The organism is Agromyces sp. GXQ0307 (genome assembly GCF_044769845.1).
GTDB lineage: Bacteria > Actinomycetota > Actinomycetes > Actinomycetales > Microbacteriaceae > Agromyces.
Map to the genome: position 1 here is coordinate 177,922 of NZ_JBIZVY010000001.1, position 15,567 is coordinate 193,488.

Below are 15,567 nucleotides of genomic sequence, written 5' to 3' on the forward strand. Positions count from 1 at the left end.
ACGATCCCCTCTCGCTCGGCGCCGGGTGTTGACGCCGGGCGTGGATTGCTGCTCAATATCACTAAGCAACATGTTAAGCAGCACTCCTCCCCACTCCGACCGGATTGCGAGGCTCTCATCATGACAGGACGAATGGGCACCACTCCCACGTCGGCACGCATCGGACGCATCCTCCGCGCGCACGCCGAATCCGAGCGCACCGGCGTGCCGGTCGATGACGTGCTCGGCCGTTCGAGCGAGGACCCGCCGGGCTCGGGCGGCATCTCCCGCCGCGCACTGCTCCGCACCGGCGCCGCACTCGGCGCCGGCGCCGCCCTCGCGATGGCCGGGCCCGCCCACGCGGCGAGCGCAGCGAAGCCCACCGCACCCCGCGTCGCCATCGTCGGCGCAGGCCTCGCCGGGCTCCGCGCCGCGCACTGGCTCTGGCGCGTGAAGGGCATCGCGTCGACCGTGTACGAGGCGAACACCCGCGCCGGCGGCCGCTGCTGGTCGCTGCGCGACCACTTCTCGAACGGCTTCGTCGTCGAGCACGGCGGGGCGCTCATCAACACCGACCACAACGCCACCCGCAACCTCGCCTCCAACCTCGGCCTGAGCCTCGACGTGGTGGCGGGTGGCAGCTACCAGGGCTGGGAGGACAAGTACTGGATCGACGGGGTCGACTACCCGTACGACGATGCGAACGAGGACTGGGGCGCGGTGTACCAGGCGTTCAAGGCCGACCTCGCAGCGGCGCCGTACTGCCAGACGTACGACTCGCAGACCGCGGCGGGCGTGGCGCTCGACCGCATGACCGTCGACGAGTGGCTGCAGCAGAAGGTCCCGGGCGGGATTGCGAGCCCCTTCGCGAAGCTCATGCAGTCGAACGTCATGGCCGAGTACGGCCTCGAGCCGCACGAGCAGTCCGCGCTGAACCTCGTCTACCTGCTCGGCTGGAACTCGCAGAACAGCCTCTCGCCCGTCAACGGCGCAGACGAGAAGTACACCGTGCGCGGTGGCAACGACCTGCTGATCTCGCGGATGATCGAGCAGCTCCCGGCCGGCACGGTGCAGTACGGTCGCGAGCTCGTCGCGGTCGCGCAGCTCGCCGACGGCACCGTGCGACTGAGCTTCCGCGCAGGCAACTCGAGCGTCTACGTCGTGGCCGACCGCGCGATCCTCGCGCTGCCGTTCACGACGCTGAAGGACTGCGACCTCTCCGCATCGGGCTTCTCGCCGCTGAAGCGCCGCGCCATCGCCGAGGTGGGCCTCGGGGCGAACTCGAAGATCCACGTCGAGCTCGCACGCCGGCCATGGGTCGAGCAGGGATACGGCGGCGCGACCTACACGAACAAGACGGGCTTCCAGTGCGGCTGGGACGACACGGCCGACCAGCCGCTGCCCGCGGGCGTGTTCAACTTCTTCCCTGCCGGCGACCAGGTGAAGGCGTGGAAGGGCGAACCGTTCGGAGTGGCCCCGTCCTCCCAGGTGAATGCGTACCTCGCCCAGCTCGAGCCGATCTTCCCCGGGGTCACCGCCGCGTACACGGGTCGGTCCTACCGCGACTTCTGGTGGGCCAACCCGTGGTCGAAGGGCGCGTACACCTGCCAACGTCCGGGGCAGTACACGGAGCTGTTCGGCGTGGCCGCAGTGCCCGAGGGCAACGTGCACTTCGCCGGCGAGCACACGAGCGTCTACTACTACGGGTTCCTGAACGGGGCGGTCGAGTCCGGCGAGCGGGCGGCGAAGGCGGTCGCGCTCTCGTGACCCCGCGACGGTCGGATGCCGCGCCGCACGTCACCACGACACGATGACGGCGCGGCATCCGCACAACCGAATCGGCGCGGCAGTCGGTGCCCGAACCGCCGGCGCCGCTCAGCGCCGATCGCGGAGGTAGGCGATGCTCGCCGCGACGCGGCGATGCGTGTCCGGACCGGGCTGGAGGTCGAGCTTCTGGAAGATCGCGTTGACGTGCTTCTCGACGGCCGAGAGCGAGACGTGGAGTTCGCGGCCGATGGCGGGGTTGCTGCGGCCGGCGGCGAGGAGGGCGAGCACCTCCACCTCGCGTTCGGTGAGGCGTGCGAGACGCGGATCACGGTCGTCGGCGCCGGCATCCCCGGTGGTCGCGGCGCGCGTGCCGGGGTCGGCGCCACGGCCGCCGCGGACTCCCCGGGCAGGGTGCGCGACGCGGCCTCGAGTCGGGCGGCGATCGCCTGCAGTTCCCGCCGGAGCATCCGGGCCTCCGCATCGGCATCCGCGTCGGCGTCGACGCGCGCGCCGGCCATGAGCCCGACGGGCACGAGCGGTGAGGCGGCGAGGAACAGCGCCGCCGTGAGCCCCTCGGCCGTGGTCTGCAGGGCCGCCCCCGCGGCGACGATGACGGCCATGGCCGCGAGCGCCGCGAGCGGCCACGTGAGGCGGCGGCGGAGCGCCCGGCCGCCGCGGATGAGACGCACGACGCCGACCGCCACGGCGGCCGCGGGAAGCACGAACACGATCCCGCTCGCCGAGGCGATCCAGTCGGGCAGGAGCGGAGCGACCGGTCCGAGCATGGTGGTGCCGTCGAGGACGGCGGGCGTCGGGCCGGCGAACGCGGCGAGCACGGGTATCAGCACCCCCAGGCCGAGGACGCCGAGCGACCACGCCGGCGCGGGCCCGGCCGGGTAGCCGGCGGCGAGCGGGACGAGCACGCCGAAGCCCGCGACGAAGGCGACCTGACCGGTGACGTGCCACACGCTTCCGGGTCCCACGTCGGCCAGAGCGAGCGCCGACGCGGCGAGCGCGACGAGGTGCAGCACGCCGATCCCGGCGACGGCGGTGCAGGTGAACCCGCTCCCCCGCCAGATCGGGCCGAGGAGTCCGGCAAGGGTGAACATCACCGGAACGACGAGCGCGGGGCCGGTCTCGGCGAGCGGAAGCGGCGCCGCGACCGCGACGACGATCACCGCGACCATGGCGATGCCGGCCGGCACCACCGCACGGACCGCCGTCGACATCCGGGACATGCCCGCAGTATGCCACCGATCGGACCCGGCGCGATCCTGCGGCCGACCGCAGGGTGTCGTGCGGCCCGCCGCAGTGCGCCGCCGCGCGGTTCCGGATTGGCTCGGGCTCACCGGGGCTCGCCCGGTGCACCGCCCCCCGGCGCGATTCGCGCCCAGTGAAAGGAACCAGCATGTCCCGTACCCCGGTCCGACCCCTGAACGGCGACACCGCACCCGAGGCCGACGCGGCGCCCGCTCCCGATCGGCACGAACGCCCCGGCATCCGCGTCCGCATCGGACAGGGCATCCTCATCGCCCTGTTCGCGCTCAGTGGCGTGTTCGCGCTCTCGACGATGTTCGCCGATGACCCGTTCCCGGCCTCGGCGACCGTGCTCATCGCCTCCTTCGGCGCGCTCGCCGCGGCGCTGGGCATCGCGACGGTGATCGGCGGCCTCCGATCGCGCGTCGTCCGCGCCGGACTGTGGTCGCTCCCGCTCTTCTTCGCGTGGCACGTCGCGGCGCTCGGCACGTGGCTGCCCGACGCCGCGTTCGCGGTCGTCGCGGTCGTCGGGGTCGCGCTCGTCAGCGGTCCGGCGGTCGCGCGCACTTCGCGGGCGCCGCGCGCATGACGAAGGCGGTGACGGATGCCGCGTGGCATCCGTCACCGCCCGGGTGTCGGGTCGGCTCAGCCCTGCCAGACCTGCACGACGGAAGGTCGCGGCGCGGCGACCGTGTCGCCGGAGTGCTGCTGCACGTAGTCGGGGAAGTACGACGTCTGCGCGCCGACCGCGCCGTTCTCTCCCGGGTGCTGCACCGCGACGAACACCAGGCCCTCCCGGTCGTGGATGACCGGGCCGCACGTCTCGGCCTCGCGCGGCACGGCGAGGAACTGCTGCACGTTGCCGCGCTGGTCGCCCTCGAGCGGCACGCGGAACAGGCCGTCGTTGTAGCCGATCGTGCTCGGCTGGCCGTCGGTCGAGATCCAGAGGTTGCCCTCCGAGTCGAACGCGACGTTGTCGGGGCAGGAGATCGGCGAGACGAGCTCCGTCGGGAATCCGGCGAAGTAGGTGTAGGCGGTCACGGCGGGGTCGCCGCAGAGGAGCAGGATGCTCCAGCCGAAGGTCTCGCCGGCCTGACCCGAGGTCTCGGTGAGCTCGACGACGTGGCCGTAGCGGTTGCCTGTGATGGGGTTGACCTCATCGAGGGTGGCCACTGTGCGGCGGCTGTTGTTGGTCAGCGCGAGGTACACCTTGCCGGTGCGCGGGTTCGGCTCGACGTCCTCCGGCCGGTCCATCTTCGTGGCGCCCACGAGGTCGGCCGCGAGGCGGGTGTAGACGAGCACCTGCTCGGTGCTCATGCCCGGCACGACGCTCTCGCCCCCACGCGTGAGCGCGATCCACTCGCCGGTGCCGTCGAAGGCGCCATCGGACGGCATCACGCCGGTTCCGGTGATCTCGGCTGCCGGCGAGTTGCCGGAGAAGCGCGCGACGAACAGGTCGCCCTCGCTGAGGAGGGTCATGTTCTTCTCGCGCGCACCCGTCGAGGTCGCGGCGGTGTAGCGCCCCTTCGAGACGAACTTGTAGAGGTAGTCGTTGCGTTCGTCGTCGCCCATGTAGGCCACGACACGTCCGTCCTCCGCGATCGTGACGTTCGCGCCCTCGTGCTTGAAGCGCCCCATGGCCGTGTGCTTCTTCGGCGTCGACGTCGGGTCGCTCGGGTCGATCTCGACGATCCAGCCGAACCGGTTCGGCTCGTTGACGTACCGCGGGTCGTGCGCGTCGAAGCGCTCGTCGTACTGCTCCCACCCGGTTTCGGTCGAGGTCGTCGAGCCGGCGCTGTACCTGCGCTGCTCGGCGGTGTCGGCGGCCCATGCGAAGTAGCCGTTGAAGTTCTCCTCGCCGGAGAGCACCGTGCCCCAGGGCGTCGTGCCGCCGGCGTAGTTGCCGAGGGTGCCCTTCACCCATCGACCCTCGGGGTCGGCGACCGTCTTCACCAGTTCGGATCCGGCCGCGGGACCGGTGAGCTCGAACGTGGACTCGACGGTGACCCGGCGGCTGCGCCGGCCGTCGACGACGTACTCCCACGGATCGCCGACGCGGCGGCGCTTCAGCTCGACGACCGCCATGCCCATCGCGGCCTTGTAGATCTCGCCGCGGCGGCGGCGCTCCGCGGGATCGGCGGTCGGAGCGAACATGAGATCGGGGTTCACGTACTCGTGGTTGGTGACGAGCACGCCCGTCTTGCCGCTCGGGTCGGCGATGATGTCGAGGTAGTCGTTGTTGTAGCCGAACTGCCCGGCCTGCGCCTCGGCGGTCTGGCGCTCGAAGTCGAATGCCGGAACCGAGGAGAACAGCGGGTCGCCCCAGCGGATGATCGGCTGCCAGCGGTAGCCGGGCGGGACGGTGAACGCGTCGACGGTCCGTTCCACCGGCGCGATCGGAGTGAACGCGAGGCCGGCCGTGCCGGGCTTCGCCGCGAATGCGGGGGCGGTGCCGCCGCCCGGTGCACCGCCGACCACGAGGCCGACCGCTCCCGCGACGCCGAGCCCGAGCACGGAGCGGCGCGAGATCGCCTGCGACGCGATGTCGCGGAAGTGCGCATTGGTGGACGTGTTGCACTCGGGACCCAGGCACGCGTCGGCGCACTTCAACCGGCAGGTCACCGGCGACCGCTTGCCGATCGCGTGCGAGACCGGCGTGAGGCGGAGTTCGGGAATCGTCATGGAAGCTCCTCGTTCAGTGCGCGGACGCCCCGCGCGTCGGGTCTGAGGGACGCGCCGAGCCTGCCCGGTCGGGGTGACCGGCGATCGACCCGACGGCATCCGCCGGGTGAACGGCGGGCGGACGCCGCGGGAATCGGCACGGATGGCCGGTCGCGCGGGCGGATACCACTGCCGATCCGTCGGGCGCAACCACGCACGCCGACCTGCCGCTCGGGCCTCCCACGTCGCTACGCTGTGCGGATGATGACCGATACCGGCAAGGCCGCGGCCAGCGCGGCGCAGAACTCCCGTGCCTTCGAGATCGCCGCGCGCGTCGGCTTCGTCGTGCTCGGCATCGTGCACATCGTCATCGGCGGCATCGCGATCTCGGTCGCGCAGGGCGCCGGCGGCGAGGCCGACCAGAGCGGCGCGATGCAGCAGGTGGCGAGCCTCCCCTTCGGCGTGCTGCTGCTCTGGGTCATCGCGCTCGGCCTCTTCGCCCTCGCGATCTGGCAGGTCACCGAGGCGTTCCTCGAGCGCGATCCGGACGACAAGAAGAAGTGGGGCCACCGCGTAAAGTACGTCGGAACGGCGATCGCGTACATCTCGATCGGCATCACGTCGCTCGTCTACGCGCTCGGCGGCCGCTCCGACTCCGACCAGTCGTCGCAGACGCTCAGCGCGCAGCTCCTCGCAGCCCCCGGCGGGGTGTTCCTCCTGGTCCTGGTCGGGCTCGTCATCCTCGGCGTGGGCATCGCGTTCGTCTACCGGGGCGCGACGCAGCGCTTCGCCAAGCACCTGTCGCTGCCGGGCGAGCCGGTGCGCCGGGGCATCCTCACGCTCGGCACCGTCGGCTACGTGGCCAAGGGCATCGCGGTCGGCGTCGTCGGCGTGCTCTGGATCGTCGCGTCGCTGACGAACGACCCGGAGAAGGCGGGCGGGCTGGATGCCGCGCTGAAGGGCCTCGCCGAGCTGCCCTTCGGGACCGTCCTGCTCTGGCTCGTCGGGGCCGGGCTGATCGTCTACGGCGCCTACTGCTTCGCACGCGCGAAGTACGCGCGCATGTGAGAACGCGCGGGAACGTGAAGAGGGCCGGTACGGAGCATCCCGTACCGGCCCTCTTCACGTCTCGGCGGGGCGGCTCAGCGCTCCAGCGCCTCGCGGACGCCGTCGATCGGCACGCTCGTGCGTTCGCCCGTCGCACGGTCCCAGAGCTCGACGACGCCGTCGGCGACACCACGGCCTGCGATCACGATCTTCGGCACGCCGATGAGCTCGGCGTCGGCGAACTTCACGCCCGGCGAGAGCTTGGGCCGGTCGTCGAAGAGCACCTCGAACCGCGCCGCCTCGAGGTCGGCGACGACGCGCTCGGCGGCGTCGAACGCAGCCTGGTCCTTGCCGGTCGCGAGCACGTGCACGTCGAACGGCGCGACGGCCTCGGGCCAGACGAGCCCCTTCTCGTCGTTGTGCAGTTCGGCGATGATCGCGAGGATGCGCGTCACGCCGATGCCGTACGAGCCCATGGTCACGGTCGCGAGCTTGCCGTTCTCGTCGAGCACCTTCAGCCCGAGCGCCTCGGCGTACTTGCGGCCGAGCTGGAACACGTGGCCGATCTCCATGCCGCGCGCCAGCTCGACCGGCCCCGAGCCATCGGGTGCCGGGTCGCCCTCGCGGACGTTCGCGGCCTCGACGGTGCCGTCGGCGACGAAGTCGCGGCCCGCGACCAGGCCGAACACGTGCTTCTCGTCGAGGTTCGCGCCCGTGATCCACTCGGTGCCGTCGACGACGCGCGGGTCGACGAGGAACCGGATCCCGGTCGACGACTCGGCGCCGAGCACGGCACCGTCGGGCGACCACGGACCGATGTAGCCCTTCACGAGACCGGGGTGCCTCGCGAAGTCCTCTTCCGTGGCGGCCTCGACCTCGGCGGGCGCGAACGCCACCTCGACGCGCTTCGCGTCGACCTCGCGGTCGCCGGGGATGCCGACGACGACGAGCTCGCGGGTGTGATCGGGGTGCGTGAGCGCCAGGACCACGTTCTTCAGCGTGTCGGCGGCAGTCCAGTCCCGACCGTCGGGGCGCGGGTACTCGAGGTTGGCGAGGTCGACGAGCGTCGCGATCGTCGGCGTGTTCGGCGAGTCGAGGATTTCGGCCGGCGGGAGCGCGTCGAACGGGATCGGCTCGGGCGCGGTGGTCGTGAAGGCCTCGACGTTGGCCGCGTACCCGCCCGCCGAGCGCACGAACGTGTCCTCGCCGACGGGTGTCGGGTGCAGGAACTCCTCGCTCTTCGAGCCGCCCATGGCGCCGGCATCCGCCTTGACGATGACGTAGTCGAGCCCGAGTCGGGTGAAGATGCGCTCGTACGCGTCTCGCTGGGCCTGGTAGCTCGCGTCGAGCCCGGCGTCGCTCACGTCGAACGAGTACGCGTCCTTCATCGTGAACTCACGACCGCGCAGCAGGCCCGCCCGGGGCCGCGCCTCGTCGCGGTACTTGTCCTGGATCTGGTAGATCGTGAGCGGCAGCTCCTTGTACGAGGAGTAGAGGTCCTTCACGAGCAGCGTGAAGACCTCCTCGTGCGTGGGCGCGAGCAGGTAGTCGGCGTCCTTGCGGTCCTTGAGCCGGAACAGCGCGTCGCCGTACTCGGTCCAGCGGCCGGTCTGCTCGTACGGCTCGCGCGGCAGCAGCGCCGGGAAGTGCACCTCGTGCGCCCCTGCGGCCTCCATCTCTTCGCGGACGACGCGCTCGATCTTCGCCTTCACGCGGAGGCCGAGCGGCAGCCACGCGAACACGCCCGGCGCCTGGCGGCGGATGTAGCCGGCGCGCACGAGCAGCTTGTGGCTCGCGACCTCGGCGTCGGCGGGGTCTTCGCGGAGCGTGCGGAGGAAGAAGTTCGTCAGGCGTGTGGGCACCCGAAGATTCTACTGACGAGCGGATGCCGCCTGAGCGCGCGCGGAACCGACGGGACGCCCGGGGCGCCCCGCCGGTCCGACGGACCTCAGTCCGCGCGACGCGCCGTGAGGCGCGAGACGAGGATCGCCCCCGCACCCGCGAGCAGCGCCCACACCGCGATCCAAAGGACGGGCGCCGTGTCGGTGCCCGTCGACGCGAGCGTCGTGCCCACGCCCGACCCGCCTGCGGAATCCGAGACGACGGTCACCGGCGTCCCACCGTCGCCGGCGGGCGTCGAGCCGGGCTCGGGCTCGGGCTCGACGGGTCCCCCGGGCGAGCCGAAGATCGGCGCACCGCCCACCTTCCCGAACGCGAAGATGAACGTGTTCGGCGTTCCACCCTTCGGGTCCGAGGAGGTCTGGCCGAACGAGTACGCCTCCGCGCCCACCGCGGCGAGCGCGGCGATCGCCTCGGCCTCGGTCGCGGCCGCACCGTAGAAGATGACGAAGCTCAGCGAACCGCCCACCCCGAGCGGACCGAACACGAAGTCGAACAGCGCCCCGTGGTCATCGGGCCCGGAGTCGACCGCGTCGCCCTCGAACAGGATGGACGAGGGCCCCTCGAGCGGGTTCGGGCTGGCGAACCCGTCATCGCTCGTGTAGAACAGCGCGCTCGCGCTGCCGCCGTCGATCGTGACGAACTCGTCGAACGCGGTGGGTTCGATGTCCCAGTCCATGACACGGCGGTACTGCACGGTGGCGATCGGTTCGCCCGAGAGGTTCTCGATGGTGACGTTCACCTGGTACAGGTTCGGCGTCGCCGGCGACGGCACGTACTCGTGCGTCACCCGGAACACCGGCGCATCCGTGTCGTCCACGACGACCACGACCGACTTCGCGGTCGAGCCCGTGTACTCGAATGACTCGAGCACGAGGTTCGTGCCGCCGCCGCCCTCGCTGGCGAGGTTCGCGCCGCCCCACACACCGGAATCCGGGTCGGCGACGCCCCATCCCTCGCAGAGGCAACCCGGCGAGGTCGAGTCGTTGCCGGTCGGCACGTAGGCGAGTCCGGCGTCTCCCGGGCCCGCGGCCGAACCGGTCGCATCCTCCGTGTTCAGCTCGCCCGTGGGGTTCACGGCGAGCAGGATCGTGCCGTTGGTGATGCAGACCGCCGGATAGCACGGATCGCCGGGCGCCGGCACCGCCGCGGCTTCGAGGCTCATGGCCTCCATGGACGCCGACTCGGCGCTGAAGAGGGTCACGAGCGGTTCGTCGACCTCCTCGGCGAGGGTCTCCTCGACGGTTGCCTCGTCGTCGGCCATCACGACCTCCACCGGGGGCGCGGGTTCGGCGGGCGCCGGTTCCGCAGGCGCAGCTTCGGCGGGCGCCGGTTCCGCGGGCGCAGCCTCGGCGGGCGCGGGCGCCGACTCGGCCGGTGCCGGTTCCGCCGGCGGTGCGGCGTCCGGGGTCACCGGATCCGGCTCGGCCGGAACCGTGCCGTCGGTCTCCGTGGCCGGAGCCTCGCTCGTCGTCTCGACCGCGGGTTCGGACGCCGCTTCGTCCGCATACGCGGTGAGCGGCGCGAACGACAACGCGAGCGTCGTCGCGATCACGGCGCACCCGAGTCCCAGTCGGGATCTCGGGCGCTCACTCTCGATGGGCATCATCATTCTCCGTTCGCAGGGCCGTCCTCGACGGCGCTCGATCAGTCCACGCACCCGGAGTGTTGCGCGTCCCCCGGCGCGCAGGCGTCACGCTACTCCCGGACGACGTCGCCGGACCCAGTGCTTCCCCTGAACTGGGGTCATGACGACGGGCGGGACGAGACGCTGCCGAACCGTTCAGACGTTCCCGTCGAGGTCCTCTTCGTCCTCCATCGCGAACTCGTTCAGCGCGGCCTCCGCAGCATCGGCCCCGTCGGCACCGGCGTTCGATCCGGCGTCCTCGGTCCCCTCGTGCAGCGTTCCCGTGCCGTCCGGATACCCTGCCTCGTCCGGGTACTCGTATCCGTCGCCGCTCATGGCCTCCCCCTCCCGGGGCGCCGACGTTCGACGCCCGTCGCGGCCAGACTACGTGCGGCGGACGGTCACGGACAGGGCTTGCGAGACGGGTGCCGCGCCATCCGCTCGGTCAGGGCGTGACGACCGTCGGCGAGCCGACCGGGGCGTCGGCGCCCATCTCACCCGCGATGCGGTTGGCCTCGGCGATGAGGGTCTCGACGATCTCGGCCTCGGGGACGGTCTTGATGACCTCGCCCTTGACGAAGATCTGGCCCTTGCCGTTACCGGATGCCACGCCGAGGTCGGCCTCGCGCGCCTCGCCGGGACCGTTCACGACGCAGCCCATGACGGCGACGCGGAGCGGCACGCTCATGCCCTCGAGCCCGTCGGTGACGTCGTTCGCCAGCTTGTAGACGTCGACCTGCGCGCGCCCGCACGACGGGCAGGAGACGATCTCGAGCTTGCGCTCGCGGAGGTTCAGCGACTGCAGGATCTGCAGGCCGACCTTCACCTCCTCCACCGGGGGCGCGGAGAGCGAGACGCGGATCGTATCGCCGATCCCCTCGGAGAGCAGGATGCCGAACGCGGTCGCCGACTTGATCGTGCCCTGGAAGGCTGGCCCGGCCTCGGTGACGCCGAGGTGCAGCGGCCAGTCGCCACGCTCGGCGAGCATGCGGTAGGCCTTCACCATGACGATCGGGTCGTTGTGCTTGACCGAGATCTTGAAGTCGTGGAAGTCGTGCTCCTCGAACAGGCTCGCCTCCCACACCGCCGACTCCACGAGCGCCTCGGGCGTGGCCTTGCCGTACTTCTCCAACAGGCGCGGATCGAGCGAGCCCGCGTTCACGCCGATGCGGATGGAGACGTCCGCCGCCTTCGCGCGACGCGCGATCTCGGCGACCTGGTCGTCGAACTTGCGGATATTGCCTGGGTTCACGCGCACTGCGGCGCAGCCGGCGTCGATCGCGGCGTAGACGTAGTTCGGCTGGAAGTGGATGTCGGCGATGACCGGGATCTGGCTCTTCTTCGCGATGATCGGCAGCGCCTCGGCGTCGTCGCGGCTCGGCACGGCGACGCGCACGATGTCGCAGCCCGAGGCGGTGAGCTCGGCGATCTGCTGCAGGGTCGCGTTGATGTTCGGCGTGGGCGTGGTCGTCATCGACTGCACGCTCACCGGGGCGTCGCCGCCGACGAGCACCTTGCCCACCTTGATCTGCCGGGACTTGCGCCGGGGCGCGAGGACTTCGGGGACCTTGGGCATTCCGAGATTCACTGCAGGCACGCCTCCGAGTCTACGACCGGGCCGCTGGGCGGGGCCTCCATCGAACGGATGGCTCGGCGTCCATCGCCCCCTCAGCCGGATCCGTCCTCGTCGCCGGAGCCCGCGTCGGCGTCTGCGCGCCGACGGATCGCCCGACCGAGCCGCCGATCCCGCCACTCGCGTTCCTCGGCACTCCGCAGCCGGCTGGTGCCGCGACGGGGCAGGTTCATCCGCTGCTCGGCGGGGATGCCCGCCTGGAGCTGCCTGACGCGCTCCAGTTCGGCGTTGAACTCGGCACCGAGCAGCAGCGCCGAGTTCGAGATCCACAGCCAGAGCAGGAAGACGATGACGCCGGCGAGCGACCCGTAGGTCCGGTCGTAGTTCGAGAAGTTCGCGACGTACAGGGCGAACCCCGCGGATGCGATGAGGAGCAGGGCGATCGCGAGCAGCGCGCCGAGGCTGATCCAGCGGAATCGCGGCTGTCGCACGTTCGGCGTCGCCTGGTAGAGCAGCGCGACCACGAGCACGACGACGAGCGCCAGCAACGGCCACTTCGCGATATCCCAGACGGTGCGGATCGATTCGCCGAGTCCGAGCAGCGAGCCGAGGGCATCGGTGACGGGCCCGGAGACGACGAGGATCACCGCCACGACGGTGACGAGGAGGATCGCCACGACCGTGATGAGGAGCTGGTACGGGCGCAGCTTCCAGAAGGGCCGGCCCTCGTCGACCTCGTAGATGCGGTTCATCGCACGCGTGAAGGCCGCGACGTAGCCCGAGGCCGACCAGAGCGCCAGTGCGAGCCCGGTGATGAAACCGAGGCCTGCCGCCCGGGAGCCGGCGAAGGTCCGGAGCGGCTCGGCGACGACGTCGAGCGCCGGACCCGGTGAGACCTGCTGGGCGAGGTCGAGCAGCTCGCGGATGGCGCGGCCGTCCTGCCCGACCAGCGCGAGCAGTGACGTGACCGCGAGCAGCCCGGGGAACACCGCGAGGGTGCCCCAGAAGGTGAGCGCCGACGCCGTGTCCACGCATTCGTCGTCGATGAACTCGTGGATGGTGCGCCTCGCGACGTACCTCCACGCGCGCGGCGTGATCTCGGTCAACGTGGCGGGCTTGCGCGGGTCGCGCGGGTCCACCGGTTCCATGGCACCCCCTCGGCTGGCGGTCCGTTCCATCCTCGCCGTGGGCGGCGGCGGCGCGCGAGGGGTGGCGCGCCGCCTCGAACCGTGTTCAGGCGGCGGCCGCGTCCTCCCCGGTCACGTGGGCGATGAGCTCGGCGACGAAGCGCTCGGGCTCCTCGAGGAGCGGCGAGTGGCCGGATGCCGCGAACACCGCCTCGCGGTACGACCCGCCGCGCTCGGCGTAGCGATCGAGCACGGCGCGCGTCTGGGCGATCATCGGCTGCGGCGGCGCGACCTCGGCACCCGGCCATCCCGGGATCACGCCGAGCGCGCCGAGGTTGTTGAGGTCGAACAGCGACGTGTCGGAGACGATGACGTCGTTCGCACCCCGGATCCAGAGGATCGGCGGCTTCCGCTCGAGGTCGACGATGCCGCTCGCGTCGAAGTGCGTCGGCGCCATCGTGTTGAGCACGCCCCGGTCGCCCGGCGCGAAGCCCGGCCAGTTCTCGGAGGTGCGCGAGTCGCCCGGGTAGTTCCCCTCGCCGATCGCGGTCGTGAGCATCGACTCGACCCAGAGGTCGTCGTGCTCCGAGGTGAAGCCGGGCGTCACGTACGTGCCGAGGTACACCGAGCGCGGCGACGACGGCGCGTCGGCCGTCCGGTCGCCGTCCCGCAGCCGGGCGATGAAGTCGGGGTTCGCTCCCCCGCCGCCCGAGCCCGCAGCATCCGGGGTCAGCAGCGCGCCCGCGGCATCCGTCGCCCCGAACCCGTAGGGCGAGACGGGGTTCACGAGCGTGACGGATGCCACCGGCAGGCGGTGCTCGAGGAGGGCCTGCATGACGACGCCGCCGCCCATGCTCCAGCCCACGAGGTGCACGTCGTCGAGGCCGAGCCCCGCGATCACGGACGCGAGGTCCTCGGCGAAGTCGCCGAGGCCGCGCGTCGCGTCGACGGGCAGGGTCTCACTGCCGCCGAACCCGCGAAGGTCGACCGCGAGCGCGCGGACGTCGCCCGGCAGGGCGAGCATCGTCGGCTGCCAGAACAGCGAGGAGGACACGTTGCCGTGCACGAACAGCACCGTGCGCGGCGTGTCGGCCGTGGCATCCGCCGGGCGCTCGAGGACCTGCGCGGTGTACCGCGGCGTGGTCACCGTGGTGGAGGTGATGCCGGGAAGGATCGCCCCGGTCATGCGAGGACCTCCACCGAGCTCGTGTCGAGGGCCGGCTCGGTCGCCGCGACGACCTCGTCGACCGTGACGCCGGGCGCGACCTCGACGAGCTTCAGCCCGTCGGGCGTGACGTCGATGACGGCGAGGTCGGTGATGATGCGGTCGACGACGCCCTTGCCGGTGAGCGGCAGCGAGCACGTGTCGACGATCTTCGGCGAGCCGTCCTTCGCGACGTGCTCCATGAGCACGATGCGCTTGCGGGCGCCGTGCACGAGGTCCATCGCGCCGCCGGGGCCCTTGACCATCTTCCCGGGGATCATCCAGTTGGCGAGGTCCCCGTCCCTCGACACCTGCATGGCGCCGAGGATCGCCGCGTCGACCTTGCCGCCGCGGATCATGCCGAAGCTCGTGGCCGAGTCGAAGTACGCCGCGCCCGGGAGCACCGTGACGGTCTCCTTGCCGGCGTTGATGAGGTCGGGGTCGACCTGGTCCTCGGTCGGGTACGGGCCGACGCCGAGGATGCCGTTCTCCGACTGCAGCACGACCGTGACGCCGTCGGGCACGTAGTTGGGCACGAGCGTGGGCAGGCCGATACCGAGGTTGACGTACGAGCCGTCGGCGAGTTCCTTCGCCGCACGCGCGGCCATCTCGAGGCGGGTGAGCGCCATGGTCAGTTCCCCTCTGCCGTCTCGGTGGCCTGGCGCACGGTGCGCCGTTCGATGCGCTTCTCGACATCGCGACCGACCTCGACGATGCGGTCGACGAAGATGCCGGGCAGGTGCACGGCGTCGGGGTCGATCTCGCCGGGCTCGACGAGCTCCTCGACCTCGGCGATGCAGATCCGGCCCGCCATCGCCGCGAGCGGCGAGAAGTTCCGGGCCGACTTGTCGAACACGAGGTTGCCGTGCCGGTCGCCCTTCAGCGCGTGCACGAGCGCGAAGTCGGTCGTGATCGCCTCCTCGAGCACGAACTCGTGCTCCTCGCCGCGCACCGTGAACGACTGCACCGGCTTCGGCTTCGACGCGACCGCGATCGACCCGTCGGCGGCGTACTTCTGCGGCAGACCGCCCTCGGCGACCTGCGTGCCGACGCCCGTCTGCGTGAAGAACCCGGCGATGCCCGCGCCGCCCGCGCGGAGCTTCTCGGCGAGCGTGCCCTGCGGGGTCAGCTCGAGCTCGAGCTCACCCGAGAGGTACTGCCGCTCGAACTCCTTGTTCTCGCCGACGTACGACGAGGTCATCTTTCGGATCAGTCCCGCGCCGAGCAGCACCCCGAGCCCCCAGTCGTCCACGCCGCAGTTGTTCGAGACGACCGACAGGTCGCCCACCCTGCGCTCCAGCAGGGCGTCGATCAGCACCATGGGGATGCCGCAGAGCCCGAACCCGCCGACGGCGAGCGACGCGCCGTCCGGGATGTCGGCGACCGCCTCCGCGGCCGATCCGACGGTCTTGTCCAGTGTCATCGT

At 71.5% G+C, this 15,567-nt stretch carries 13 protein-coding genes; 3 read left to right on the plus strand and 10 right to left on the minus strand.

From position 1 onward, the window contains the following. Positions 1-132: 132 nt before the first annotated feature. Positions 133-1,746 (plus strand): flavin monoamine oxidase family protein, encoded by a 1,614-nt coding sequence (locus ACIQH8_RS00870; RefSeq protein WP_400993627.1) that lies wholly within the window; start codon positions 133-135, stop codon positions 1,744-1,746. Positions 1,747-1,854: 108 nt separating this feature from the next. Here the strand turns inward: ACIQH8_RS00870 and ACIQH8_RS00875 are convergent, their stop codons facing one another. After that, positions 1,855-3,270 carry a response regulator transcription factor gene (locus ACIQH8_RS00875; RefSeq protein ID WP_400995661.1) on the minus strand — a complete coding sequence of 472 codons (1,416 nt, stop codon included), beginning with the start codon at positions 3,268-3,270 and terminating at the stop codon, positions 1,855-1,857. Here ACIQH8_RS00875 and ACIQH8_RS00880 point away from each other — a divergent pair. Next, on the plus strand, positions 3,155-3,592 hold the full coding sequence (locus ACIQH8_RS00880; RefSeq protein WP_400993629.1) for a hypothetical protein: 438 nt from the start codon (positions 3,155-3,157) through the stop codon (positions 3,590-3,592). The two genes, ACIQH8_RS00875 and ACIQH8_RS00880, sit on opposite strands and share 116 nt — an antisense overlap. Before the next feature lie 56 nt (positions 3,593-3,648). Here ACIQH8_RS00880 and ACIQH8_RS00885 read toward each other — a convergent pair whose 3' ends face one another. Further along, positions 3,649-5,685 (minus strand): PhoX family protein, encoded by a 2,037-nt coding sequence (locus ACIQH8_RS00885; protein ID WP_400993631.1) that lies wholly within the window; start codon positions 5,683-5,685, stop codon positions 3,649-3,651. A gap of 240 nt (positions 5,686-5,925) precedes the next feature. Between ACIQH8_RS00885 and ACIQH8_RS00890 the strand changes: the two genes are divergently transcribed. Beyond that, entirely contained in the window at positions 5,926-6,732 is an 807-nt protein-coding gene (locus ACIQH8_RS00890; protein WP_400993633.1) for a DUF1206 domain-containing protein, read from the plus strand. A gap of 74 nt (positions 6,733-6,806) precedes the next feature. Here ACIQH8_RS00890 and ACIQH8_RS00895 read toward each other — a convergent pair whose 3' ends face one another. From ACIQH8_RS00895 to ACIQH8_RS00930, 8 genes are all read right to left on the minus strand, one after another. Beyond that, positions 6,807-8,573: a proline--tRNA ligase gene (locus ACIQH8_RS00895; protein WP_400993635.1), complete on the minus strand. Its 1,767-nt coding sequence runs from the start codon at positions 8,571-8,573 to the stop codon at positions 6,807-6,809. Positions 8,574-8,659: 86 nt separating this feature from the next. Then, the gene (locus ACIQH8_RS00900) at positions 8,660-10,165 is read right to left on the minus strand and encodes a hypothetical protein (protein WP_400993637.1); all 1,506 of its coding nucleotides are present in this window, start codon (positions 10,163-10,165) and stop codon (positions 8,660-8,662) included. Between the two features lie 228 nt (positions 10,166-10,393). Then, a complete protein-coding gene (locus ACIQH8_RS00905; protein WP_400993640.1) occupies positions 10,394-10,573 on the minus strand; it encodes a hypothetical protein in 180 nt (59 codons plus the stop codon). A 109-nt stretch (positions 10,574-10,682) separates the two neighbouring features. Beyond that, complete coding sequence (ispG, locus tag ACIQH8_RS00910; protein ID WP_400995663.1) at positions 10,683-11,813, minus strand: flavodoxin-dependent (E)-4-hydroxy-3-methylbut-2-enyl-diphosphate synthase; 1,131 nt, start codon at positions 11,811-11,813, stop codon at positions 10,683-10,685. A 92-nt stretch (positions 11,814-11,905) separates the two neighbouring features. Next, positions 11,906-12,958 carry a YihY/virulence factor BrkB family protein gene (locus tag ACIQH8_RS00915; protein ID WP_400993643.1) on the minus strand — a complete coding sequence of 351 codons (1,053 nt, stop codon included), beginning with the start codon at positions 12,956-12,958 and terminating at the stop codon, positions 11,906-11,908. An 85-nt stretch (positions 12,959-13,043) separates the two neighbouring features. Then, a complete protein-coding gene (locus ACIQH8_RS00920; RefSeq protein ID WP_400993645.1) occupies positions 13,044-14,123 on the minus strand; it encodes an alpha/beta fold hydrolase in 1,080 nt (359 codons plus the stop codon). Next, positions 14,120-14,770 (minus strand): CoA transferase subunit B, encoded by a 651-nt coding sequence (locus tag ACIQH8_RS00925; protein ID WP_400993648.1) that lies wholly within the window; start codon positions 14,768-14,770, stop codon positions 14,120-14,122. Before ACIQH8_RS00925 ends, ACIQH8_RS00920 begins: the two co-directional genes overlap by 4 nt. Before the next feature lie 2 nt (positions 14,771-14,772). Beyond that, positions 14,773-15,564 carry a CoA transferase subunit A gene (locus ACIQH8_RS00930; RefSeq protein ID WP_400993651.1) on the minus strand — a complete coding sequence of 264 codons (792 nt, stop codon included), beginning with the start codon at positions 15,562-15,564 and terminating at the stop codon, positions 14,773-14,775. Between the last annotated feature and the right edge of the window lie 3 nt (positions 15,565-15,567).